The 23155-nt window shown below is 72.5% G+C and carries 21 protein-coding genes, 1 pseudogene and 1 riboswitch; of the genes and pseudogenes, 7 read left to right on the forward strand and 15 right to left on the reverse strand.

Translation table 11 applies throughout. The features are described from left to right. Positions 1–36: 36 nt before the first annotated feature. Positions 37–1413: a peptidase C39 family protein gene (locus ACZ6D7_RS18875; protein ID WP_469491663.1), complete on the reverse strand. Its 1377-nt coding sequence runs from the start codon at positions 1411–1413 to the stop codon at positions 37–39. 214 nt (positions 1414–1627) lie between these two features. Between ACZ6D7_RS18875 and ACZ6D7_RS18880 the strand changes: the two genes are divergently transcribed. Together ACZ6D7_RS18880 and ACZ6D7_RS18885 are read left to right on the forward strand one after the other, a co-directional pair. Next, positions 1628–2248 (forward strand): uridine kinase family protein, encoded by a 621-nt coding sequence (locus ACZ6D7_RS18880; RefSeq protein ID WP_469492201.1) that lies wholly within the window; start codon positions 1628–1630, stop codon positions 2246–2248. Positions 2249–2678: 430 nt separating this feature from the next. Further along, a complete protein-coding gene (locus ACZ6D7_RS18885) occupies positions 2679–4544 on the forward strand; it encodes an AAA family ATPase (RefSeq protein WP_469491664.1) in 1866 nt (621 codons plus the stop codon). A gap of 61 nt (positions 4545–4605) precedes the next feature. On the opposite strand, the gene ACZ6D7_RS18890 is transcribed toward ACZ6D7_RS18885, so the two are convergent. The 9 genes from ACZ6D7_RS18890 to ACZ6D7_RS18930 form a co-directional block, all read right to left on the reverse strand. Then, on the reverse strand, positions 4606–5691 hold the full coding sequence (locus tag ACZ6D7_RS18890; RefSeq protein ID WP_469491666.1) for a hemolysin family protein: 1086 nt from the start codon (positions 5689–5691) through the stop codon (positions 4606–4608). After that, positions 5688–7013, reverse strand: a complete 1326-nt coding sequence (locus ACZ6D7_RS18895; RefSeq protein ID WP_469491668.1) for a hemolysin family protein — start codon at positions 7011–7013, stop codon at positions 5688–5690. Before ACZ6D7_RS18895 ends, ACZ6D7_RS18890 begins: the two co-directional genes overlap by 4 nt. Positions 7014–7235: 222 nt before the next feature. Then, on the reverse strand, positions 7236–7703 hold the full coding sequence (locus tag ACZ6D7_RS18900; RefSeq protein ID WP_469491670.1) for a PH domain-containing protein: 468 nt from the start codon (positions 7701–7703) through the stop codon (positions 7236–7238). Between the two features lie 13 nt (positions 7704–7716). After that, positions 7717–8565, reverse strand: coding sequence for an ATP phosphoribosyltransferase (gene hisG, locus ACZ6D7_RS18905; RefSeq protein ID WP_469491672.1), 849 nt, complete (start codon positions 8563–8565; stop codon positions 7717–7719). A 60-nt stretch (positions 8566–8625) separates the two neighbouring features. Beyond that, positions 8626–8898, reverse strand: a complete 273-nt coding sequence (locus ACZ6D7_RS18910; protein WP_161310382.1) for a phosphoribosyl-ATP diphosphatase — start codon at positions 8896–8898, stop codon at positions 8626–8628. Between the two features lie 34 nt (positions 8899–8932). Beyond that, positions 8933–9418, reverse strand: coding sequence for a 6,7-dimethyl-8-ribityllumazine synthase (ribH, locus tag ACZ6D7_RS18915; protein ID WP_469491674.1), 486 nt, complete (start codon positions 9416–9418; stop codon positions 8933–8935). A 29-nt stretch (positions 9419–9447) separates the two neighbouring features. Continuing rightward, positions 9448–10737, reverse strand: a complete 1290-nt coding sequence (locus ACZ6D7_RS18920; RefSeq protein WP_469491676.1) for a bifunctional 3,4-dihydroxy-2-butanone-4-phosphate synthase/GTP cyclohydrolase II — start codon at positions 10735–10737, stop codon at positions 9448–9450. Next, positions 10734–11375, reverse strand: coding sequence for a nicotinamide mononucleotide transporter family protein (locus ACZ6D7_RS18925; RefSeq protein WP_469491678.1), 642 nt, complete (start codon positions 11373–11375; stop codon positions 10734–10736). The genes ACZ6D7_RS18920 and ACZ6D7_RS18925 overlap by 4 nt, the downstream gene beginning before the upstream one ends. After that, positions 11372–11986, reverse strand: coding sequence for a riboflavin synthase (locus tag ACZ6D7_RS18930; protein ID WP_469491679.1), 615 nt, complete (start codon positions 11984–11986; stop codon positions 11372–11374). The genes ACZ6D7_RS18925 and ACZ6D7_RS18930 overlap by 4 nt, the downstream gene beginning before the upstream one ends. 146 nt (positions 11987–12132) lie before the next feature. Continuing rightward, a riboswitch (FMN riboswitch) is annotated at positions 12133–12263 on the reverse strand. Positions 12264–12548: 285 nt separating this feature from the next. On the opposite strand from ACZ6D7_RS18930, the gene ACZ6D7_RS18935 reads away from it, so the two are divergent. Together ACZ6D7_RS18935 and ACZ6D7_RS18940 are read left to right on the forward strand one after the other, a co-directional pair. Continuing rightward, positions 12549–13439, forward strand: coding sequence for an RNA polymerase sigma-70 factor (locus tag ACZ6D7_RS18935; protein WP_469491681.1), 891 nt, complete (start codon positions 12549–12551; stop codon positions 13437–13439). Positions 13440–13541: 102 nt separating this feature from the next. Then, positions 13542–14291, forward strand: a complete 750-nt coding sequence (locus ACZ6D7_RS18940) for an SDR family oxidoreductase (RefSeq protein WP_469491683.1) — start codon at positions 13542–13544, stop codon at positions 14289–14291. A 62-nt stretch (positions 14292–14353) separates the two neighbouring features. Here the strand turns inward: ACZ6D7_RS18940 and ACZ6D7_RS18945 are convergent, their stop codons facing one another. After that, the gene (locus ACZ6D7_RS18945) at positions 14354–15592 is read right to left on the reverse strand and encodes an ROK family transcriptional regulator (RefSeq protein ID WP_469491685.1); all 1239 of its coding nucleotides are present in this window, start codon (positions 15590–15592) and stop codon (positions 14354–14356) included. Positions 15593–15750: 158 nt separating this feature from the next. Here ACZ6D7_RS18945 and ACZ6D7_RS18950 point away from each other — a divergent pair, with 158 nt between their 5' ends. Then, the gene (locus tag ACZ6D7_RS18950; protein WP_469491690.1) at positions 15751–16962 is read left to right on the forward strand and encodes an MFS transporter; all 1212 of its coding nucleotides are present in this window, start codon (positions 15751–15753) and stop codon (positions 16960–16962) included. Here the strand turns inward: ACZ6D7_RS18950 and ACZ6D7_RS18955 are convergent. After that, complete coding sequence (locus tag ACZ6D7_RS18955; protein ID WP_469491695.1) at positions 16922–17380, reverse strand: acyl-CoA thioesterase; 459 nt, start codon at positions 17378–17380, stop codon at positions 16922–16924. The two genes, ACZ6D7_RS18950 and ACZ6D7_RS18955, sit on opposite strands and share 41 nt — an antisense overlap. 91 nt (positions 17381–17471) lie before the next feature. Here ACZ6D7_RS18955 and ACZ6D7_RS18960 point away from each other — a divergent pair. Further along, positions 17472–18660 (forward strand): annotated as a pseudogene (locus tag ACZ6D7_RS18960) (uracil-xanthine permease family protein); the annotation flags it as partial. Here the strand turns inward: ACZ6D7_RS18960 and ACZ6D7_RS18965 are convergent. Next, on the reverse strand, positions 18639–19742 hold the full coding sequence (locus ACZ6D7_RS18965) for a glycoside hydrolase family 6 protein (RefSeq protein ID WP_469492202.1): 1104 nt from the start codon (positions 19740–19742) through the stop codon (positions 18639–18641). The pseudogene ACZ6D7_RS18960 and the gene ACZ6D7_RS18965 overlap by 22 nt on opposite strands. Before the next feature lie 143 nt (positions 19743–19885). On the opposite strand from ACZ6D7_RS18965, the gene ACZ6D7_RS18970 reads away from it, so the two are divergent. Then, positions 19886–20590, forward strand: coding sequence for a DUF5995 family protein (locus ACZ6D7_RS18970; RefSeq protein ID WP_469491697.1), 705 nt, complete (start codon positions 19886–19888; stop codon positions 20588–20590). A gap of 6 nt (positions 20591–20596) precedes the next feature. Here ACZ6D7_RS18970 and ACZ6D7_RS18975 read toward each other — a convergent pair whose 3' ends face one another. Continuing rightward, complete coding sequence (locus tag ACZ6D7_RS18975) at positions 20597–22309, reverse strand: flavin monoamine oxidase family protein (RefSeq protein WP_469491698.1); 1713 nt, start codon at positions 22307–22309, stop codon at positions 20597–20599. Positions 22310–22359: 50 nt separating this feature from the next. Beyond that, positions 22360–23148, reverse strand: a complete 789-nt coding sequence (locus tag ACZ6D7_RS18980; RefSeq protein ID WP_469491700.1) for a carbon-nitrogen hydrolase family protein — start codon at positions 23146–23148, stop codon at positions 22360–22362. Positions 23149–23155: the final 7 nt, after the last annotated feature.

The following is a 23155-nucleotide window of genomic DNA, read 5'->3' on the forward strand; positions in this document are numbered from 1 at the left end:
ACGGCCGAGACCTTGCTCACAGGCCTTCGGTGATCGTCAGGCGCGGACGCCCACCGTCCCCAGCGCCGCGCGCTGCCGGGCCGTCGGACGGGCCGGGAAGTAGAGGTAGCAGACCCCGCCGGTCCCGGAGACGACCGTGCCGCTCGCGTTGTACCGCTTGGTCCGCAGCCAGACGTTCTCGAACTCCCGCCGCCGGTACACGCGCCGCACCGCCGCGTCGTCGGCCGAGTACGGGTCGTTGGCGATCACATCGCCGCCGGCCGTGAAGCCGATCACGGTCATCAGGTGCCCGGCCGTGCCGTACCCCGCGCCGGTCAGCTCCTCCTTGAGGAAGGACTGGGACGTCATGGCGGGGATCCCGGCCGCGATCAGCGTCTCCAGATCGGTGAGGGAGGCGAGCCGGGTCACCACGCCCTGGAGATCCTTGAAGGTCGCCGCGTAGGCCGCGTTGAACGGCCAGTTGCCGCAGCCGCCGTACTGGTGGTCGTACGTGTGGCGGGCCGCGTGGCACACCTGCGGGTCGGTGTAGGCCGGGTCGACCCACTTCAGCTGCGCGGCGGTCAGCCGGCCGCCCCAGTACTCGATGATCATCTGCGAGGAGGTGGGGCTGCACCAGGCCTCGCCACCGTTGTCGTACTCCGGGTACCGGCCCTTGTGGATCTCCTGCGAGTAGCGCGGCACGGCCAGCTCCCGCGCGAGGCCGGGCACCGTGGCGGGGACGGTGAAGCGGTCCGGGACGTCCGAGCCCGTCACACCGGTACGCCACACCGTCGGGGTGAGCCCGGTGCCGGGGCGCCGGTGGAGGGTCAGCCGGAGCCGGTACGCCGCCAGCCGCAGGCCGGTCGAGGCGTCGTCGACCGCGAGGGTGTCCGTCCAGACCGTGCTGCGGCCGTCGGTCTGGCCGTCGACGGAGGTCCGCTTGATGTCCTGGTCGCCGGCCGCCCAGCGGCCCATCACGTACCAGGGGGTGTCCGTGCCGTCGGAGTACGTGCCCCTCAGCTCGACCTGGAGCCAGGTGCCGGCCGGGGTGCTCGCGTTCCAGAAGGCGATCGCCTCGGTCGCGGGGACGGCGAGCCGGTGCAGGGGGGACGTCCAGGTCGCGTACTCCCAGGCGGCGGTGGTCTTCGTGTGCGGGTCGGCGTAGTCGACGGTGCCGAGCGGGGCGTCCACGACCAGACCCGGCCGGGCGCCCGCGACGGCCCGGGTGCCCCGGGCGGTGCCGGTGCTCCAGTCGGCGTACGTGATCCAGGAGCGATGGTCGATCGGGCGGGCCGGGGCGCCCCCGGCGCCCACGGTCTCTGCGGTGTCGCCGGTGCCGGCGGCCACCGCCGCGCCCGTGCCGCCGGCCACGGCGGCCACGGCGATCGCGGCGGTGAGGATCCTTCGGCGGGACGGCTGTTCTGCCCTGCTCATGAGCGGAGGACCCCCAGGGTGTCCGGTGCGAGGCTGTGCGGCTGTGCGGCTGTGCGGCTGTGCGGCTGTGCGCCCACTATGGACGCGGGTGTCCCCGCCCGCCAGCACCTCCGCCCCGGGAGACCCGGCCGTGTCGCACTAGACTGGCCCGCCGCACACCCGCCCCGACCGTTTTTCCCCCAACCCCCGCCGCGCCCCTCCCCCAGGACCCGCCATCCACCAGCTCGCCTCCCGGCTCCGCCGTCTCCCCCCGTCCTGCGGCCCGGTCCGCCTGGTCGGGATCGACGGACACGCCGGCTCCGGGAAGTCCACGTTCGCCGGACGGCTGGCCGAGGCCCTCGGCGGTGCGCCCGTGCTGCGCCTCGACGACATCGCCAGCCACGACGAGCTGTTCGACTGGACCCGCCGGCTGCTCACCGAGGTGATCGAGCCCTTGGGCCGCGGAGCGACCGCGCACTACGCCCCCTACGACTGGCGCGAGCGCCGCTTCGGCCCGCCCCGGGCGCTGCCCCCGGCCCCCGTCGTCCTGGTCGAGGGCGTCGGCGCCGGCCGCCGCGCCCTGCGCCCGTATCTGGCGTGTCTCCTGTGGCTGGATCTGCCGCGCGAGACCGCCTGGGCGCGCGGCCGCTCACGGGACGGGGAGGACCAGCGGGAGTTCTGGGACGGATGGGTCCCGGCCGAGGAGGCGCACTTCGCCGAGGACCCGTCGAAACCGTACGCCGACTTTCTGGTACGGCAGTTGGAGAAGGGGTACGAGGTGCTGCCGGGGCCCGTGGGAGACCCTGACCCGCACCCGGATGTCACCCACCGTGAGGGACCGGCCGCGATGTGGTGAACCTGTGAAGGTCCGTACGCTCGAACTTCGCCAAGTGCTCCAACTGCGCTTGACCGGGGGCCCGGACAGGACTTACGTTCTCAATGTGCGGCAATCGAAGCCGCCCTCAGTCGCGAAGCCCCCGGTTGTTCCCCCGTGATCGGGGGCTTCGTTCTGCCCCGGGCCCGTCTCCCGGACGCCGCGCGCGCCGATCCGCTCACCCTCGGTCACCGTCCGCCCGCGCGCCCCGACTGCTCCCACCTCGTCAAACGGCCTGTGCGGCACCCTTCGGCGGGCACTCCCCCGCAGGTACGATGCCCTCGGTGCGACCTGTCGACAGCTGCTGCGCGCACCTTGCAACTCCGGTCCGCGGCACAGCGGTTCGACCAAGGCAGCCGGCGGGCATCGGCCCGCGGGCCGACCGACGGGGGCACGGTTTGTGGGGGACGTGATGGACTTCGGCACGCGGGGCCCCGAGGCGCCGGCCGACCTCGCCTGGCTCCGAGGCGTGGACGCCTACACCATGGGCGCGTATCCACAGGCGGAGGAGGAGTTCCGCACCGCGGTGCGGATCGATCCCGGGATGGCCGACGGCTGGCTCGGGCTGCACGCGCTGCGCGTGGACACGACGACCGCGCTGCTGAGGATGTTCCGGCACCGCGAACGCTTCGGCGAACAGCGCGCCCGGCACCGGCGTCCGCTCAACTCCTGGTACTGGCTGGGCTGGTGGGTGCAGCCGGTCCTGGAGAGCCCGCGCGACCTGCTGCTGGCCCATGCCTCGCACTGGCTGGACGGCCGCCATGTGCCCGAGCTGGACCGCGCGCTCGCCGGACTCCCGCCCGTCGACACCGACCACCAGGTCCGCTTCCTGCACGCCTGCCGGGCCTACCTGGTCAAGGACTGGGAGCAGCTGGTCCGGCACACCGACCCGCTGCTGAACGACCCGCTGCTGGGCATCGAGGCCGGCCTGTTCGGCGGCATGGCCCGGGTCCGGCTGGAGATGTACGGGCAGGCCGAGCCGATGCTGTCGGCGGCCCTGATGCGCTGCCGCAGCGAGCAGCCGCAGCGCAAGGAGCTGCGGTACTGGCTGGCCCGGGCCCACGAGGGCACCGGCCGCTCGGCGGCCGCCCTGCCCCTGTACCGGGCGGTGCACCGCGTCGACCCCGCGTTCATGGACACCTCCGCCCGGCTCGCCGCGATCGCCGAGGGCGACGGGTACGACGATCCCGCCGACCTCGCGGCGATCACGCTCACCGGGATCGGGCAGGACAGCGTGGACGGGCCGGACGGCTTCGACCCGCTGTTCGGCACCGAGGGCCGGGACCTGAAGCTGACGGAGCCGGCCGATCTGCCGCCGGTGGGCCCGCTGCCGTCGGTGACCGACCCGGCGGTGCGCGAGAAGCAGGTGGTGCCCTCGCCGCTGCCGGCCGGGCCGACGGACCCCGTGTTACTCGAGGAGGCGCTCGCGGAACTGGAGCGCATGGTGGGTCTGGAACCGGTGAAACGCCAGGTCAAGGCCCTGTCGGCACAGCTGAACATGGCCCGGCTGCGGGCCGGGCAGGGCCTTCCGGTCCAGCCGCCCAAACGGCACTTCGTGTTCTCCGGGCCCTCCGGCACCGGCAAGACCACGGTGGCTCGCATCCTGGGCCGCGTCTTCTACGCCCTCGGTCTGCTCGGCGGCGACCATCTGGTGGAGGCGCAGCGGGCCGACCTGGTCGGCGAGTACCTCGGCCAGACGGCGGTCAAGGCCAACGAACTCATCGACTCGGCGCTCGGCGGTGTGCTCTTCGTCGACGAGGCGTACTCCCTCTCCAACTCCGGCTACGGCAAGGGCGACGCGTACGGCGACGAGGCGTTGCAGGTGCTGCTGAAGCGCGCCGAGGACAACCGGGACCACCTGGTGGTGATCCTGGCCGGATACCCGGAGGGGATGGACCGGCTGCTGGCCGCGAACCCCGGACTGTCGTCCCGCTTCACGACCCGCGTGGACTTTCCCTCGTACCGGCCGCTGGAGCTCACCTCCATCGGCGAGGTCCTCGCCGCGGAGAACGGGGACGTGTGGGACGAGGAGGCGCTCGACGAGCTGCGCTCGATCGCCGGGCACGTCGTAGAGCAGGGGTGGATCGACGAGCTGGGCAACGGGCGGTTCCTGCGGACGCTGTACGAGAAGAGCTGCGCGTACCGGGACCTTCGGCTGTCGACGTACCCGGGCACGCTGACCCGGGACGATCTGTCGACCTTGCGGCTGCCGGACCTGATGCAGGCGTACGGCGAGGTGCTGTCGGGGCGGGGGCCGCAGGACCCGTCGGCGATATGAGCCGGCGGGCCGCGGGCGGGCGGAAGCCACCCGCCCGCGGCGCCCCCGCCGACGGCACCCCCTAGGTCGCCAGTGCCTGTTCCGGAGTGCCCGTCGCCCTCGGCTCCGTGAGCCTGACCTCCGGGAGCTCCCGGTGGGCCGGATCCCGTACCTCGCCGACCAGCAGCTCCAGCACGTCCTCCAGGGCGACCAGCCCCAGTACCTTGCCGGAGGCGTCCGCGACCTGGGCCAGATGGGTCGCCGCGCGGCGCATCACCGTGAGCGCGTCGTCCAGCGGGAGTTCCGAGCGCAGGGTGGTCATCGGACGCCACACCTGCTGCGGCACCGCCCGCTCGGAGTCCTCCACGTCGAGGACGTCCTTCACGTGCAGATAGCCCATGAAGGCGCCGTTCTCCGCGGCTATCGGGAACCGGGAGTAGCCGGTGCGGGCGGTGAGTTCGACGATCTCGCCCGGGGTGACCGAGGGACTGACGGTGACCAGCGACTCCCGCTTCAGCAGGACGTCCGTCACCGGGCGCGAGCCCAGTTCCAGCGCGTCCTCCAGGCGCTCCTGCTCCTCGGGGGCGAGGAGGCCGGCCTGGCCGGAGTCCTCCAGCAGCCGGTTCAGCTGCTCGCTGGTGACGACGGCCTCGACCTCGTCCCTGGGCTCGACGTGGAAGAGCCGCAGGATGGCCGCGGCGCAGGCGCCGAGCGCGACGGTGATCGGCCGGCACAGCCGCGCGAACGCGACCAGGCCGGGGCTGAGCCACAGCGCGGCCTTCTCCGGGGCCGCCATGGCGAGGTTCTTCGGGACCATCTCGCCGATGACGAGGTGGAAGAAGACCACGGCGGCGAGCGCGATGACATAGCCCAGCGGGTGGATCATGCCGTGCGGGAGGTGGATGGACTCGAAGAGGGGCTCCAGCAGGTGCGCCACCGTCGGTTCGGCGACCGCGCCCAGGGTGAGGGAGCAGACGGTGATGCCGAACTGGGCGGCGGCCATCATCTGCGGCAGCCGCTCCAGGCCGTAGAGGACCTGGCGGGCCCGGGCGGTGCCCAGGGGTTCGATCTGGCTGCGGCGGACGGAGACGAGCGCGAACTCGGCGCCGACGAAGAAGCCGTTGGTGAGGACGAGCAGCGCGGCGAAGACCAGTTGGAGGAGGCTCATCGGGCGACCTCCACGACCGCGCCGGTCCGTACCAGCCGGATCCGCTCGGCCCGGTAGTGGCCTACCCGGCGCACGGACAACCGCCAGCCGGGCAGTTCGGCCCGGTCGCCGACGGCCGGGATCCGGCCGAGCAGGTCGGCGACGAGGCCGGCGACCGTCTCGTAGGGGCCCTCGGGCACGTCGAGACCTATCCGCTGGAGGGTGTCGACACGGCAGCTGCCGTCGACGTCCCAGGCGGGTCTGCCCTCCTCGGGCGGGGCGGCGGCCAGTTCGGGTGTGTCCTGGCCGTCGTGCTCGTCGCGGACCTCGCCGACGATCTCCTCGACGATGTCCTCCAGGGTGACCACCCCGGCGGTGCCGCCGTACTCGTCGACGACGACGGCGATGGGCTGCTCGCTGCGCAGCCGGGACAGCAGGGGCTGGACCGGCAGGGTCTCGGGGACCAGCAGCGCCGGACGGGCGATGCGGGAGACGGGGGTGCGCAGCCGGTCGTGGACGGGTACGGCCAGGGCGTCCTTGAGATGGGCCATGCCGACGATCTCGTCGATCTTCTCGCGGTAGACGGGGAAACGGGACAGACCGGTGGCACGGGTCAGGTTGACCACGTCCTCGGCGGTGGCCGACGACTGGAGGGCGCTGACCTTCACGCGCGGGGTCATGACGTGCTGCGCGGTCAGCTCGGCCAGGGACAGCGTCCGGACGAAGAGATCGGCCGTGTCCTGTTCGAGCGCGCCGGCCTGGGCCGAATGGCGGGCCAGGGAGACGAGTTCACCGGGCGTGCGGGCGGACGCCAGCTCCTCGGTGGGCTCGACGCCCAGGGCGCGCACCAGACGGTTGGCGACGGTGTTCAGAGCGGCGATGACCGGCCGGAACAGTCGGGAGAAGGCGTGCTGCGGGCCGGCCACGAAGCGTGCGACCTGGAGCGGCTTGGACACCGCCCAGTTCTTCGGAACGAGTTCGCCGATCACCATCTGGACGGCGGAGGCCAGCAGCATGCCGACGACCACGGTGACACCGCCCACGGCCCGTTCGGGGATGCCGACGGCCGTGAACGGGCCGTGCAGCAACTCCGCGAGCGCCGGTTCGGCGAGCATGCCGACGACGAGGGAGGTGATGGTGATGCCGAGCTGGGTGCCGGAGAGCTGGAAGGACAGCTCCTTCAGCGACTCCACGACCGTACGGGCTCGTCGGTCGCCTTCGGCGGCGGCCTTCTCGGCTTCCGGGCGCTCGACCGTGACGAGGCCGAACTCGGCGGCCACGAAGAAGCCGTTGGCCAGGATGAGCAGGAACGCGGCTGCCAGGAGCAGCAGGGGGATGGTCATGATGCCGCCGCCTGAGCAGGGTAGGGGGCGGCGCAGGTACTACAGGACGAACCGTCCATCGCCGGAGAGGGTCACTCCTCGGGTAGCAGGAACCCCCGTGCGCCCGGCAGGGCACAACAGGGGCGGAGGCACAAGGGGAACGCCTCCGTCACCAGATTAATCAAGACAGGGGCTTCTGCGGCAGGGTGGACGTCCCCCAGTCAGCCCCGATCTTGCGGCGGGTCAGCCCTTATCGGGCTCGGGGGCGGCCTCGGGGTCGCGGATCGAGCGGGCCTCGGTGAGCGCCCGCAGGGTGCGCGCGTCGGTGATGGCCTGCTTCTTGTCGATGCCCGGCTGGATGCCGAGCGCGGGCAGGCTGGTGCCGTCGCTGAGGTCGAGGAACACCCAGGCGTCGCCCGGACGGAGGTTCACCCGGAGGATCTCCGCCCAGTCCAGGCGCCGTCGGCTCGCGATGTTCACCACGGTGACGCCGGAGTCGTCGGCGACGACCCGGACCCGGGCGAACCGGGCAAGCGCCCAGAAGATCAGGGCGCCGGTCAGGACGAAGCTGAGCTTCTCCCCCGGTCCGAGCTGCTCCAGCAGCAGGGCGACGGCGGAGAGGACGAGGAAGATCACCACTCCGGCCGAGAGCAGCACCGCGCGGGTGCGGCCCGGCCGGAAGGTGACGGGAAGGGTGGGAAGGTCGGACATGGTCCCGGGGTTCTCAGAGGCGGCAGGCGTGGATGGCCGTGGTCAGGATGGCCCGGGCGCCGATGTCGTACAGGTCGTCCATGATGCGCTGGGCCTCCTTGGCGGGGACCATGGCACGGACGGCGACCCATCCCTCGTTGTGCAGCGGGGAGACGGTCGGGGACTCCAGGCCCGGGGTGAGCGCGACGGCCTTCTCGAGCTGTTCGACCCGGCAGTCGTAGTCCATCATCACGTAGGTCCGGGCGACCAGGACGCCCTGGAGGCGGCGCAGGAACTGCTGGACCTTCGGCTCCTCGATGTCCGCGCCGGTGCGGCGGATCACGATGGCCTCGGACTTCATGATGGGGTCGCCGAAGACCTCCAGGCCGGCGTTGCGCAGCGAGGTGCCGGTCTCGACGACGTCGGCGATGACCTCGGCGACACCCAGCTCGATGGCGGTCTCGACGGCGCCGTCGAGGTGGACGACGGAGGCGTCGACGCCCTGCTCGGCGAGGTGCTTGGCGACGATGCCCTCGTAGGAGGTGGCGACCGTGCGGCCCTTGAGGTCCTCGACGGTGGTCGCCGTGCCGGGCTTGGTGGCGAAGCGGAAGGTGGAGCGGGCGAAGCCGAGCGGGAGGATCTCCTCGGCGTTGGCGCCGGAGTCGATCAGCAGGTCGCGGCCGGTGATGCCGATGTCGAGGCGGCCGGAGGAGACGTAGATCGCGATGTCGCGGGGGCGGAGGTAGAAGAACTCGACCTCGTTCTCCGGGTCGACGATGCGCAGTTCCTTGGACTCGCGGCGCTGCTGGTAGCCGGCCTCATGCAGCATCTCCGCCGCAGGGCCGGACAGGGAACCCTTGTTGGGGACGGCGATGCGCAGCATGAGGTCGGCTTCCTTCGCGTGAAAGGTGAGAAAAGGGGTGTGGGCGGCTGAAAAGGGTTTCTACAGGTGGGCGTACACGTCGTCCAGTGAGATTCCGCGGGCGACCATCATCACCTGGACGTGGTACAGCAGCTGCGAGATCTCCTCGGCGGCCGCCTCCTTGCCCTCGTACTCGGCGGCCATCCAGACCTCTGCGGCCTCTTCGACGACCTTCTTGCCGATGGCATGGACGCCCTTCTCGACCAGTTCTGCGGTGCGGGAAGTGGCGGGGTCGCCGTTGGCGGCCTTCTGCTGGAGCTCGGTGAAGAGCTCCTCGAACGTCTTCTTGGACATGGTGCTGCCCACCCTAGCCGCAATGCGCCGCGGCCTACCTCCAGGGTTCAGATACTGAGCGGAGGATGGCCGCGGTCGCCAGGGCCGCTGTCACCGCCTCGTGTCCCTTGTCCTCGTTGGAGCCCTCGATACCGGCCCGGTCCAGGGCCTGCTCCTCGGTGTCGCAGGTGAGGACGCCGTTGCCGACGGGGACGCCGGTCTCGACGGCGACCTGGGTGAGGCCCTGGGTGACGCCCTGGCACACGTACTCGAAGTGCGGGGTGCCGCCGCGGATGACGACGCCCAGGGCGACGATCGCGTCGTAGCCCCGGCCGGCCAGCACCTTGGCGACGACCGGCAGCTCCCAGCTGCCGGGGACCCGCAGCAGGGTCGGCTCGTCGATGCCCAGGTCGTGCAGGGCGCGCAGGGCGCCGTCGACCAGTCCGTCCATCACCTTCTCGTGCCACTGGGCCGCGATGACGGCGACCCGCAGGTCACCCACATTGCGTACGGACAGTTCCGGTGCGCCCTTGCCGCTCACGTCTCTCCTCTTGGGCCGTCGTGCTGTTCTTACTGGTTGCCGCAGGGGGACACGGGGGCCGTGTCCAGCCAGGGCAGGTCGTGTCCCATCCGGTCCCGCTTGGTGCGCAGGTAGCGGATGTTGTGCTCGCCCGCCTGGACGGGCATGGGTTCGCGGGCGGCGACCTCGATGCCGTGCCGGACGAGCGCGTCGCTCTTGTCGGGGTTGTTCGTCAGCAACCGGACGCTGCGTACGCCCAGGTCGGCGAGGATCCGCGCGCCGGCCGCGTAGTCCCGGGCGTCGGCGGGCAGGCCGAGCTCCAGGTTGGCGTCGAGCGTGTCGTGGCCCTGCTCCTGGAGTTCGTACGCGCGCAGCTTGGACAGCAGGCCGATGCCGCGGCCCTCGTGGCCGCGCAGGTAGACCACCACGCCCCGGCCCTCGCTCTGGATGCGTTCCAGGGACGCGTCGAGCTGGGGGCCGCAGTCGCAGCGCTGGGAGGCGAAGATGTCGCCGGTGAGGCACTCGGAGTGGACCCGGACCAGGACGTCCTCGCCCTCGCCGATCTCGCCGTGGACCAGTGCGACGTGCTCGACGCCGTCGACGGTGGAGCGGTAGCCGTAGGCGGTGAAGGTGCCGTGGGCGGTGGGCAGCCGGGTCTCGGCCTCGCGGCGGACGGTCGGCTCGGCGTCGCGGCGGTAGGCGATCAGGTCCTCGATGGAGATGATCGTCAGGCCGTGCTTGCGGGCGAACGGGATCAGCTCGGGAAGGCGGAGCATCCGGCCGTCCTCGCCCGCGATCTCGACGATCGCGCCGGCCGGGCGCAGTCCCGCGAGGCGGGCGAGGTCGACGGCGGCCTCGGTGTGACCGTTGCGGGTGAGGACGCCGCCGGGCTTGGCCCGCAGCGGGAAGATGTGGCCGGGCCGGACGAAGTCCGTGGCGTCCGCCTCGCCGCCGGCCAGGAGCCGGAGCGTGGTGGCGCGGTCGGCGGCGGAGATGCCGGTCGTGACGCCGTGGGCGGCGGAGGCGTCGACGGAGACCGTGAACGCGGTCTTCATCGACTCGGTGTTGTCCTCGACCATCTGCGGGAGCCTGAGCCGCTCCAGCTCGTCGGCCTCCATGGGAGCGCAGATCAGGCCGCGGCACTCGCTCATCATGAAGGCGACGATCTCGGGGGTGGCCTTCTCGGCGGCGACGACGAGGTCGCCCTCGTTCTCGCGGTCCTCGTCGTCGACGACCACGACCGGGCGGCCGGCGGCGATGTCGGCGATGGCCCGCTCGACCGGGTCGAGGGTGAGGTCCTCAAGGCCGTCGGTGCTGTACAGGATCGGTGCCGTGCTCATGCCGGCGCTCCTTCCAGAGCGGGCCGCGTGCCCTGGCGGGAGCGCAGCCACCAGTCGCGCATGCCCCACAGGACGAGCGCGCCGTAGATGACGTAGACGAAGCCGGAGAAGGCGTAGCCGTTGGCGAAGTTGAGGGGGACGCCGACCAGGTCGACGAGGAGCCAGGCGAACCAGAACTCGACCATGCCGCGGGCCTGGGCGTACATGGCGACGACGGTGCCGACGAAGATGTAGGCGTCCGGCCAGGGGTCCCAGGACAGGGTCGGGTAGGCCTTGAAGAGCAGGGCGACGGCGACCGTGCCCACGGCCGCGGCGCCGATCATCGCTCCGCGCTCGGGCCAGGTGGCGAAGCGCGGGACGATGTGGCCGTCGCCGGACTGCCCCTTGTTGCGGTTCCACTGCCACCAGCCGTACAGGGCGACGGCCATGACGACGGCCTGCTTGCCGGCGCTGCCGGTGAGGTGGCCGTAGAAGGCGCCGAAGAGGATGAGGCCGGAGAGGAACTGCACCGGCCAGCTCCACAGGGAGCGCCGCCAGCCGAGGGCGAGGGCGATCAGGCCGAGGATGTTGCCGATCATGTCCGACCAGAGGATGTGCTGGTCGAACAGGACGAACGCCTCGGAGTTCAGCCGGTTCACCGGTCCGCTCCCTGCGTGCCCTGGGTGTTCGCGAGCAGGCGCTCGACGTACTTGGCGACGATGTCGACCTCGAGGTTGACCGGGTCGCCGGGCTTCTTCAGGCCGAGCGTGGTCAGGGCGAGGGTGGTCGGGATCAGGCTGACGGTGAAGTAGTCGGGGCCGGCCTCGACGACCGTGAGGCTGATGCCGTCGACGGTGATGGAGCCCTTCTCCACGACGTACCGGGCGAGGCCGGCGGGGAGGGAGACCTTGACGATCTCCCAGTTCTCGGAGGGGGTGCGCGCCAGGACCTCGCCGGTGCCGTCGACATGGCCCTGGACGATGTGTCCGCCGAGGCGGGCACCGACGGCCGTGGGGCGTTCGAGGTTGACGCGGGAGCCGACGGCGAGGGCGCCGAGGCTGGAGCGGTCGAGGGTCTCGGCCATGACGTCGGCGGTGAACTCGTCACCCTCGTGCTCGACGACGGTGAGACAGACGCCGTTCACGGCGATGGAGTCGCCGTGCTTCGCGCCGTCGGTCACGACGGGGCCGCGCAGCCGGAAGCGGGAGGCGTCGCCGAGACTCTCGACGGCGGTGACCTCACCCAGCTCTTCGACGATTCCGGTGAACACTTCCCGGGTCCTCCTGCCTCATAGGGCACGGACTCCGGGGCCTGTCGAGGACGACAGAAAGTACGGGTGAGGACGACCGGGGCGACGCCGGACAGACTCGTCCATGGACGAGTACACATACGGCGGCGCGCACGAATGCCCGCCCGCCGCGCACTGCCTCCCATCCGGACTTTAACCGTCGGTCCAGGAATTTCACCTGGTCAACCGGTCACTGGAAGTGACCGGGTCGCGGACTGTAACCGCCGGTTCGGACTTTCACCGACCCCGGAGTGCGCTGCTTTAGGTACAGGGCCAGTGTGCCACGCCCGATCGGGGTCCATACGGGCGAACGGTGTGGGGTGGCTCACAGGCCGCCTCGCTGGACTTCTCGGACGGCCGCGCAGGCCCCAACTGCCGGGTCGCCCACCCCTCTTGGGATTGGTCCATACCTATTGACGCAGTGGTCTAGTCCTCTTTAGGGTCGGCGGGTGCGGTCCCGGCGGCGGTGACGACGGCCCTTGCCCGCCGCCGGGCCCCCACGGGCGGCGCCGGCCCCAACTCCGGGCTCTGGCAGGGTGATGCCGTGACGACCGCGACCGCCGACGAGTTCGAGACCCACCGTCCCCGGCTGTTCGGCCTGGCCTACCGGATGCTGGGCTCGGCCGACGAGGCCGAGGACACGGTCCAGGACGCCTATCTGCGGTTCAGCGGCGCCGAGCGGGACACGATCACCCACCCGGCCGCCTGGCTCGCCACCACCGTCACCCGCCTCTGTCTGACCCGGCTGACCTCGGCGCGGGCGCGGCGCGAGCGGTACGTCGGGGCCTGGCTGCCCGAGCCCGTCGTCACCTCGGACGGCACGCTCGGCCCTCTGGAGTCGGCCGAGCAGCGGGACGCCGTCTCGCTCGCGATGCTCGTGCTGCTGGAACGGCTCACCCCCACGGAACGGGCGGTGTACGTCCTGCGGGAGGCGTTCGCCTACGGGCACCGGGAGATCGCCGGGACGCTCGATCTGAGCGAGGCCAACTGCCGTCAGCTGTACCGGCGGGCGGAGCAGCGGCTGGCCGCGCCGGAGGGGCGGTTCGAGGCGGCGCCCGCGCAGCAGGAGGAGCTGGTCGCCTCGTTCCTGTCGGCCGCCCGGGACGGGGACCTCGCCGGGCTGGAGCGGATCCTCGCGGCCGATGTGACCTGGTGGAGCGACGGCGGCGGCCGGGCCAGGGCGGCCCTGCGGCCGATCGAGGGGCGCGAGAAGGTGCTGCGGTTCCTGGCCGGCGCGAGCCGGGGCTTCGCGGCACGGCTGACCTTCACGGTCGCCGAGATCAACGGCGGCCCGGCCGTGGTCGTCCGGGACGGCGACGCCGCCCTGGTGTGCACGGTCTCCTTCGAGTGCCGCGCGGGCGTCGTCGCGGGGGTGCGGGCCGTGGTCAATCCGGACAAGCTGAACTTCGTACGGCGTCAGCTCGGCCCGGTATGACGACGGCCTCGGGGCTGTCACATTTCGCGGCGCTGTCCGGTCTCAGCTGACCAGGGGGCGCTCCGCCCGGGAGCGCCGCGTTGTCCTAAGGGGCTGAACAGCATGAGCACGATCCTGGTGACCGGCGGTACCGGAACCCTCGGCCGGCTCGTCACCGAGCGGCTGCGCGCGGACGGGCACACGGTGCGGGTGCTGAGCCGGCACTCCCAGCCGTACGCCGTCGACCTGCGGGAGGGCGGACCGGGGCTGGACGCGGCCGTCGCGGGCGTGGACGCGATCGTGCACTGCGCGACCTCGCCCCGGGGCGGTGACGAGCGGGCGGCCGAGCGGCTGATCGCGGCGGCGCGGGCGGCGGGCGTCGGCCATCTGGTCTACATCTCGATCGTCGGCGTGGACCGGGTGCCGTTCGGCTACTACAAGAGCAAGCTCGCCGTGGAGCGGCTGGTGGAGGCCTCGGGAATGGGCTGGACCGTGCTGCGCGCGACCCAGTTCCACGATCTGCTGGTCCAGGTCTTCGAGGCGGTGTCGAAGGTGCCGGTGATGCTGCTGCCGGCCGGGGTGCGCGACCAGCCGGTGGAGGTCGCCGAGGTCGCTGAGCGGCTCGCGGAGCTGGCGGCGGGCGCTCCGGCGGGGCGGGTGGCGGACATGGCCGGACCCGAGGTCCGTACGTTCGAGTCGCTGGCCCGCGCGTATCTGAAGGCGAGCGGCAGGCGGCGCGCGGTGGTGAACGTGCCGCTGTGGGGCGCGGCCTACCGGCAGTTCCGCGCGGGCGGTCACCTGGCACCGGAGCACGCGGTGGGCAAGGGCACCTTCGAGGAGTACCTGGCGGCACGCGCGCGCCGCGGCCGCTGAGACGCGGGCCGCAGGACCGCGGCTGAGACCCTCCGTACGGCGTCCGAGCCGCAGGGCCGCCGCTACGGCGCTCCGAACAGCGTCTCCTGGGCGGACTCGCGCGCGGTGAGCAGCGCCCCGCGCAGCACCGCGCCGCCGCCCAGGGCGCTCGGCCGTACCTCGGTGGGCAGCGGCGTCATGCGCCGCAGCCGGCGGGCCACCCGTCCGGCCAGCTCCTCCCCGCCCGTCTGCCCGACCTCGCCCCCGAGGACCACGCATCCGGGATCGAGGACGGCGACGACGGAGGCGGCGCCCAGGGCGAGACGTTCGGCCAGGGCGTCGAGGAAGGCGTCGGCGGCGGCGAGACCGGCAAGGCCCGCTGCGCCGCCTTGCGCACCGCGGTCCCCGGCACCCCCCGCCGACGCCACCCGCACCGCCTCCCGCACCACCGCCGCCCCCGCTCGCTCCGTCGCCTCCGGTCCCGCGGTGATCCCGTACTCCCCCGCCAGCGCGGTGATCGCCGCCGAGCCGGCCAGGGAGTGGAAGCCGCCCTCGCAGTCCGTCGCCGAGGGCAGGCCCGAGGTGCCCGGCACCGGCAGGAAGCCGATCTCGCCGGTGCCACCGGAGGCGCCGCGGCGCAGCCGGCCGTCGAGGACGACGGCGGCGCCGATGCCGTCGCCCAGCCAGAGCAGGACGAAGGTGTCCCGGTCCCGGGCGGCGCCCTCGCGCTGTTCGGCCAGCGCGGCGAGGTTGGTCTCGTTCTCGACGCTCACCCGCGCCTGCGGGAAGCGTTCCTGGAGCGCGGCGACCAGGCGCCGGTGCCATTCGGGCAGGCCGGAGGAGTTCCGCAGCTCGCCGTTCGCGGGGTCGATCAGGCCGGGTGCGCCGATGCCGACGGTGTGCAGCCGGTCGGCGCCCGCCTCCTTCGCCGCCTGTTCGACCAGCGTCACCGCACGCTCCACCGCGGGCCCGGTGCCGGTGTCGCCGCCGATCGGCACCGAGGCCTCGGCGAGCACCCGGCCGACCAGGTCGGAGACGAGCACGGCGACGCCCTCGGTGCGCACGTCCAGCGCCGCGAGGTGGGCGCGGTCGGCGGCGATGCCGTAGAGCCGGGCGTTGGGGCCGCGCCGCTGTTCGCCCGCCTCCCCCACGACCTCGATCAGACCGGAGACGGCGAGGCGTTCGACGAGGTCGGCGACGGTCGGCCGGGACAGGCCGGTGAGCTGCTTCAACTGCGCCGCCGTCAGCGGGCCTTCGTCCTGGAGCAGGCGCAGGGCGAGCCGGTCGTTGATGGCCCGTGCGGTGCTCGGTGATGCGGGCATGCCGGGAATCCTCCCACGGGCGGTCGGGGATCCCCTCCGTACCGCACTCTATTTATCAGGCAGGGTTCCTGATAGTTTACGTCGCGCGTCGAGACGGGCATCAGGGCGTGCGTCGAGCCGGGCATCGCGGCGGCACGGATTCCGGAAGGGGCGGGAGAATGAACGCAGTGGTCCACGCACCGACGGAGGTCCGGCGCGCCCGGTACGCCGTGGCGGCCGTCTTCGCCGTGCACGGCGCGGTGACCGGATCGTTCGCGACCCGGGTGCCCTGGATCCAGGACCACGCCTCGGTGGGCGCGGGGCAGCTCGGTCTCGCGCTGGCGTTCACCGCGTTCGGCGCCTCCTGCTCGATGCCGCTGGCCGGGCGGATCACCCACCAGCTCGGCAGCCGCAGGGCCCTGCGGGTCCTGATCGTCCTGTGGACGCTGTCGCTGACCCTGCCGTCCCTGGCGCCGAACCTGCTGACGCTGTGCCTGGCGATGTTCACGTACGGCGCCACGGCCGGTATGGCCGACGTGGCGATGAACGCCCTGGGCGTCGAGGTCGAGCAGCGGCTCGACAAGTCGATCATGTCCGGTCTGCACGGTATGTGGAGCGCGGGCGCCCTGATCGGCTCCGCGGGCGGCACGCTCGCCGCGCACCTGGGCTCGGACGCGCGCGTCCACCACGCGCTGGCGGCGGCCGTGCTCACCGTGCTGGGTGTGCTGGCCTGCCGCTGGGTGCTGGACCTGCGGCCCACGGAGGACGAGGAGCCGCCCCCGCGGTTCGCGCTGCCGCCGCGCTCGGCGCTGCTGATCGGCGCGGTCGGGTTCTGCGCGGTCTTCGCCGAGGGCGCGAGTCTGGACTGGTCGGCGGTGTACCTGGAGGACCACATCGGCTCCTCGGCCGGTCTCGCGGCGGCCTGCACGACCGGGTTCATGCTCACCATGGCGGTGGCCCGGATCGCCGGCGACGCGGTGGTCAACCGGTTCGGGGCGGTGCGCACGGTCCGGGCGGGCGGGGTGCTCGCCGCGCTCGGCGGGCTGCTGGTCGTGGTCGCGGGTGATCCGGCGGTGGCGATGGCCGGGTTCGGGCTGATGGGCCTCGGGATCGCCGTCGTCGTCCCGCTGTGCTTCGCCGCGGCCGGACACAGCGGGCCGAACCCCAGTCAGGCGATCGCGGGCGTCGCGACGATCACGTACACCTCCGGGCTGATCGCGCCGAGCCTGATCGGCGGGGTGGCCCAGCTGACCAGCCTGATGGTGTCGTTCGTCGTGGTCACGGCGCTGTCGTGCGGGCTCGTGGTGTTCGCGGGCGTGCTGCGCGGCGGCGAGCGCAAGGGCGCGGAGGTCAGCCGGCCGGCCGCAGCAGTGCCCGACCCGCGGCCCTGAGGGTCTCGCTCCACGGAGCGGGGCGCATGGTGGCCGGGTCCAGCCGGACCAGGACCCGGGTGCCCCGCGCGTAGGTGAGGGCCCCGTCCGTCGAGCAGAACCGGAAGCCGTACGTGAGGCCGGTGGTGCCGAGCCGCTCCAGCCAGAGGTGGACGGCGTACCCGCCGGGCCTGGTGACCGGTGCCTCGTAGCTGACGCGTAGTTCCTTGACGGCGTTGCAGGCGTCGCCGGCCGTCGCCCAGTCGCCTTCGAAGCGCACGCCGTACTCCTGCCACAGCTCGGTCCAGGCACGCTCGACCATCAGCGGGTAGCGGGCGTTGTGCAGGAGCCCGAGCGCGTCCAGGTCGTCGAAGTGGACGGTGACGGGGATGAGCCGGCCGTGGGACAGGGCGGGGGCGGTCGGGGCTTCGGCGGTCACGGCGGGGCTCCTGTGCGTGTACGGGACAACGACTCCCAGCTTAATGGTCGTCTAAGCGGTCGCTCACCCTCCGTTTCTGCCCCGAGAATGGATGTCGGGCGTCGCGACCATGCTCTTCCTGCTGGCCACCTGCGGCCGGGTGGCCCAGCTACCTCGGCTGCTCCCTCTCCTTCGTGGGCGTGGCCGCGGTCGTCCGGGCCCAGGGCGGCACGAGCGCCACGGTCACCGGCGCGGTGTTCGTGGTCGGCGTGGTGCTGTTCCTGGTCGGCGTGGCCGTGCAGCGCTTCGGCGCGCGGATCATCCACGCGGCGATGCCGCCGATCGTGACCGGCGCGGTCGTGATGCTGATCGGCTTCAACCTCGCCCCGGTCACCGCCACCACCTACTGGCCGCAGGACCAGTGGACGGCCCTGCTGGTCATGGCGTTCACCGCGCCGGCGGTCGTCTGTCTGCGCGGTTTCTGGTCCCGGATCGCGATCTTCCTGTGCCTGGTCTTCGGGTATGCCGTCTCCTGGGCGTTCGACCGGATCTTCGGCCGGATCCACTCGGCCGACGCGAGCGGCAAGGTCACCGACCGCTGGCGGCTGGACCTCTCCGCGGTCGGCCAGGCCGACTGGATCGGGCTGCCGAGCTTCCACGGACCGTCCTTCGAGTGGTCGGCGATCCTGGTCGCGCTGCCCGTGGTGATCGCGCTGGTCGCGGAGAACGCCGGGCACGTCAAGGCGGTCGGCGAGATGACCGGCGACCCGCTGGACGACGGGCTCGGCACGGCGATCGCGGCCGACGGCGTCGGCTCCATGCTCTCCACGGCGGTGGGCGGCCCGCCCAACACCACCTACTCCGAGAACATCGGCGTGATGGCCGCGACCCGCGTCTACTCCACGGCCGCCTACTGGGCAGCCGCCGGCTTCGCGCTCCTGTTCGGCCTGTGCCCGAAGTTCGGCGCGGTCGTCGCCGCGATCCCCGGCGGGGTCCTCGGCGGCATCACCGCCATCCTGTACGGCATGATCGGCCTGCTCGGCGCCCAGATCTGGATCATCGCCGGGGTCGACCTGCGCAACCCGCTGAACCTGGTCCCGGCCGCCGCGGGCATCGTCATCGGCGTCGGCAACGTGACCATGGAGTTCACGGACACCTTCACGCTCAGCGGTATCGCCCTCGGCACCCTGGTCGTGATCATCGGCTACCACGCCCTGCGCGCCTTCGCCCCCGCCCACCTCAAGACCCAGCAGCCCCTGCTGGACGAGGGCACCAGCTCCTACGACGAGGCCAGCTCGTAGGCGTACGACGGGCTGAACCCGCCCGCCGCGCCCTTGCAGCCGTCGGACTCCCCCGGCGGCTTCACCCACAGGTAGGCGTCGATGCGCGGCTCGCCGGTGTCGAGGGTGGGGGCGCGGCCGATCGCCCGGCCGTCCGGGTCGCACCACTGGCCGTCGGCGGGCGCCCCGTTGCCGTTGCGGCCGGTGTCGACGACCGCCCCGAGGCCGGCCGGTCCGCCGAGCGCGTCCAGCACCTGCCGGTCGTAGGCGATCTCGTCGGCCGTGCGCCGGAAGTTGGAGACGTTGCTGAAGATGCCGGCGGAGGAGGCCGCTCCGGCCTGTTTCAGGAGCGCGGCCTGCCGGGCCGGGGTGTTCCAGTGGGAGTGGCCGGCGTCGTAGTAGACGCGGGCCCTGGGGTTCGCCGCCTTCAGGACCCGGCCCGCGCGGGCCAGCGCCGCGAACCGAGCGGCGCGGCCGTCCGCGGAGAGGCAGTCGGCCTGGGCGATCGAGTCGGGCTCCAGGATCACGATCGTCTCGCGGGAACCGAGCCCCGCCGCGAACCGGTCGATCCAGCCGTCGTAGGCGTCGAGGTCGGGCACCCCGCCCTCGGAGGCGCCGCCGCAGTCCCGGTCGGGGATCGCGTACGCCACGAGGACCGGCACCCGGCCCCGGGCGGCGGCGCCGGAGGTGACCGCGCGGACCCGTGACGTGAGGGTGCCGGGCGCGTACTCGGTGAACCACACCGCCGCGGGGCGGCTCGCGATCCGGGACTCGACGAGCGCGCGGCGCGGGTCGTCCGGATGGTCCCGGACCCAGTCGAGGACCTGCGACTCGGGGTGGTGGTAGAGGCGGGCGGAGGACACGGCGGCGCTCCGCGGCTTCCTCGGGGCGGGAGTGGCGCTCGGGCTCTTCGCGGCGGACGCAGCGGCCGACGGGGCCGCACGGGTCGGGGTGGGCGACGCGGTGTTCCGCGCGGCCGGTGTGCCCGCCCGCGGACCGGTCCGGTGCGGCGCCCGCCCGTCGTCCGCCGCGTCCTCGCCGAGCGCGGTCATCGTCCCCGCCGCGGTGGCCACGGCGACCACCGCCGAGGCGACCGCCACCATCACCCCGCGCCGGCCGGCCCGTCGCCCAGGTAAGCCTCGCACCCTGCTGTTCCCCCTCCCGCGCGACGGACTCGTTCCCCCGTTCCGGGGAAGCCTCCGGCCCGCCGACGCGCGGGCCAGCCTAGGGCTGCCACCCTTCCCCCATGCCGCGATCGGAACACTTCACCCTTTCCGTCGAGACGCCCGTGGACACGGCGGTCGACGACGTGCTCGCCCGGATGCGCGCCCTCGACGCGGCCCTGCCGCCGCGGGACGGGATCGCGGTCTTCAACCGCGTCTACCTCGCCGTCACCGAAGAGGTGGACCGGCGCATCGACACCGGCCGGTTCGGGGACGCCCGGGCCGCGGTCACGCTGGACGTCCGGTTCGCGGAGCGGTACCTGGCGGCGGTCGACGCGGCGCGGGAGGACCGGCGTCCGCCGGCCTGCTGGCGCCCGCTGGTCCAGATGCGCCGCCATCCCGGCGTACGGCCGCTGCAGTTCGCGCTCGCGGGCATCAACGCGCACATCGGGCACGACCTGGCGCTGGCCGTCGTGGACGCCTGTCGTAGCCTCGGCTGCGAACCGGCCGATCTGGAGGACGAGTACGACCGCGTGGGCGATCTCCTCGTCGCGCTGGAGGAGCGCATCCGCGAGGAGCTGATGCCGGGCCCCGACCTCCTCCAGATCGCCGACCCGCTCACCCATCTGCTCGGCTCCTGGAGCCTGGAGCGGGCCCGGGACGCCACCTGGACGGCGGCCCGGGCGCTGTGGGCGCTGCGCGGACTCCCCGACGTCGCCCAGGAGTTCACCGACCGCCTCGACACGGCGGTCGGCTTCGCGGGGCGCATGCTCCTCACGCCCCTGTGAGGGTCGTCAGTCCTCCGGCAGCTCGACCGGCGCGATCTCGTCGTACACGTCACCCGGGCCCGGGTTGGTGGCGTCGGTCGCGCCGCCGAAGTGGTGCATGACGCCCCAGACGGCGTTCAGCGCGGTCTGCACGGCGCCCTCGGCCCAGCCGGCCGTCCAGGAGATGTCGTCGCCGGCCAGGAAGATGCCCCGCTTGTCCTCGGGCAGCCGGTCCTGCATGAAGTGGGTGAACAGGCGCCGCTGGTAGCGGTAGTGGCCGGGCAGGTTGGCCTTGAACGCGCCCATGAAGTAGGGCTCGTTCTCCCACGACACCGTCACCGGGTTGCCGATGACGTGCTTCCTGATGTCGACGTTCGGGTAGATCTCGCCGAGCGACTTCAGCATGACCTCCATCCGCTCGTTCGCGGACAGCGGCAGCCACTTCAGGCTGTCGTCGCACCAGGTGTACGAGAGGCAGATGACGGCGGGCTTGTCCGGACCGTCGTCGAGGAGGTAGGTCCCGCGGGTCATGCGGTCGGTGAGGGTCATCGACATGACGTCCCGGCCCGTCGGGTTCCCCCTGTCGTCGACGGCCTTGTCCAGCCAGAACGGCCGGTCGACGGGCACGAAAAGCTTGCTGGACTCCATGTAGTGGGTGCGCTCGATCGCCGTCCAGTGGTCGATCGGGAAGAGCGAGTCGTCGCAGGCGATCTTCGACAGCAGCATCCAGGACTGGGCGGTGAAGATCGCCGCCCGGTAGGTGCGGATGTCGCCGTCGGCGTCCGTCACCGTGATCCCGTTGCCGGCGGTGCGGTGCAGCCGGGTCACGGCCGGGCGGGGCTCGCCGCCCTCGTGCAGGGTCGCCAGCGAGGTGCCCTGCGCCCAGTGGACGATCTTCTCCGGCTCGCGCTCCCACAGGCGCTGCGGCAGCTGCTGGGAGCCGCCGACGATGCCGCGGTGGTGGTCGTCGGCCTCGGTGTAGACGACCCGCAGGATCTCCAGGATGGAGTTGGGGAAGTCGGTGTCCCAGCCGCCGGTGCCGAAGCCGACCTGGCCGAAGATCTCCCGGTGCCGGAAGGACCTGAAGGCCTCGGAGTCGCAGAGGAAGCCGTAGAAGGTCTGGTTGTCGAGCTTCTCGACGAGCTTCGCCCAGATCTCCCGGATGCGCGGCACGTCCCGCTCGCGCATGGCCTGGTTCATGTCGGAGAAGTCGGCGCCCTCGTCGAGGCACTTGTTCCACGCCGCGGCGACATCGCGGTAGACCTGCGGGAGGTCCTCGATCGTCTCGGCGTAGTGCGACTCGCCCTTGAGGTCGACGACCGTCGAGGGGGTGGCCTCGGCGAGCGGGTTGGGGAACGGCCGGGTCTCGAGGTCCACCAGGTCGATGTAGTGCTGGAGGGCGGTGGAGGACGGCGGGAAGCGCATCGCGCCCATCTCGGCGGTGAGCGACGGGTCGCAGCCGTCGAAGCCCACCGTGCGCAGCCGTCCGCCGATCCGGTCGGCCTCGTAGACAACGGGCTTGAGGCCCATCTTCATCAGCTCGTAGGCGGCCACGACGCCGGAGAGTCCGCCGCCGATGACGGCGACCTCGGTGCCGTGCTCGGTCGCCGGGACCTGGCCGAGCCCCGCCGGGTGGGCGAGGAAGTCGTCGTAGGCGTACGGGAAGTCCGGGCCGAACATGGTGATCGGCGGCTGCTGCTCGTCGGTGTGCTCGACGGCGTTGGGCACCATGGACGTCATGGGGTACGGACTCCTTGCGGCGAAGATGAGCGGGGGTGGGGGTGCGGACGTCAGACCAGGGACCCGTAGAGGCCGGGGCGGCGGTCCTGCAGATACGGGTTCGCCTCGCGGGAGGCGGCGAGGGCGACCGGGTCGGCGTCGGCGAACACCAGCTCCTCGCCGCGTCCCGCGCGGGCGCGGGCGATCCCGTCGGGTCCGGCCAGCGTGGAGAGCCCGACGAACTCGAACTCGCCCTCCGGGCCGACCCGGTTGACGTACGCGACGTACATCTGGCTCTCGAAGGCGCGCACCGGGATCACCGACTCGGCGACGAACTGGAAGGGGTGCATCTGCGCGGTCGGGACGACCAGGAGGTCGGTGCCGGCCAGGGCGTGGGCGCGGACGTTCTCCGGGAACTCGACGTCGTAGCAGATCATGAGGCCGACGGTGAGGCCGCCCAGCTCGGCCTGGACGACCGGCTGATCCCCCGGCGTGAAGTGGTCGCGCTCGAAGCAGCCGAAGAGGTGGGTCTTGCGGTAGTTCGCGAGCCGGGTGCCGTCGGCGGAGATCAGCTGGGCGGAGTTGTACACGGCGTCGGAGGCGCGCTCCGGGTAGCCGTAGGCGATCGCCAGCCCGTGCCGGCCGGCCAAATCGGCGATCGCGTCGGCGGAGTCCCCGTCGGCGGGCTCGGCGAGGCGGGCGATGTCGTCGCCGATCGCGTACCCGGTGAGGAACATCTCCGGCGCGACGAGCAGCCCGGCACCCGCGGCGGCGGCCCGGCCCGCGGCCTCGTCGAGGACCTTGAGGTTCTCGACGACGGATCCGGGGCGGCCGGAGCTCTGGAGCAGGGCGGTGCGCATGCGTGAT

The sequence above is a fragment of the Streptomyces sp. NPDC041784 genome, from assembly GCF_055591025.1.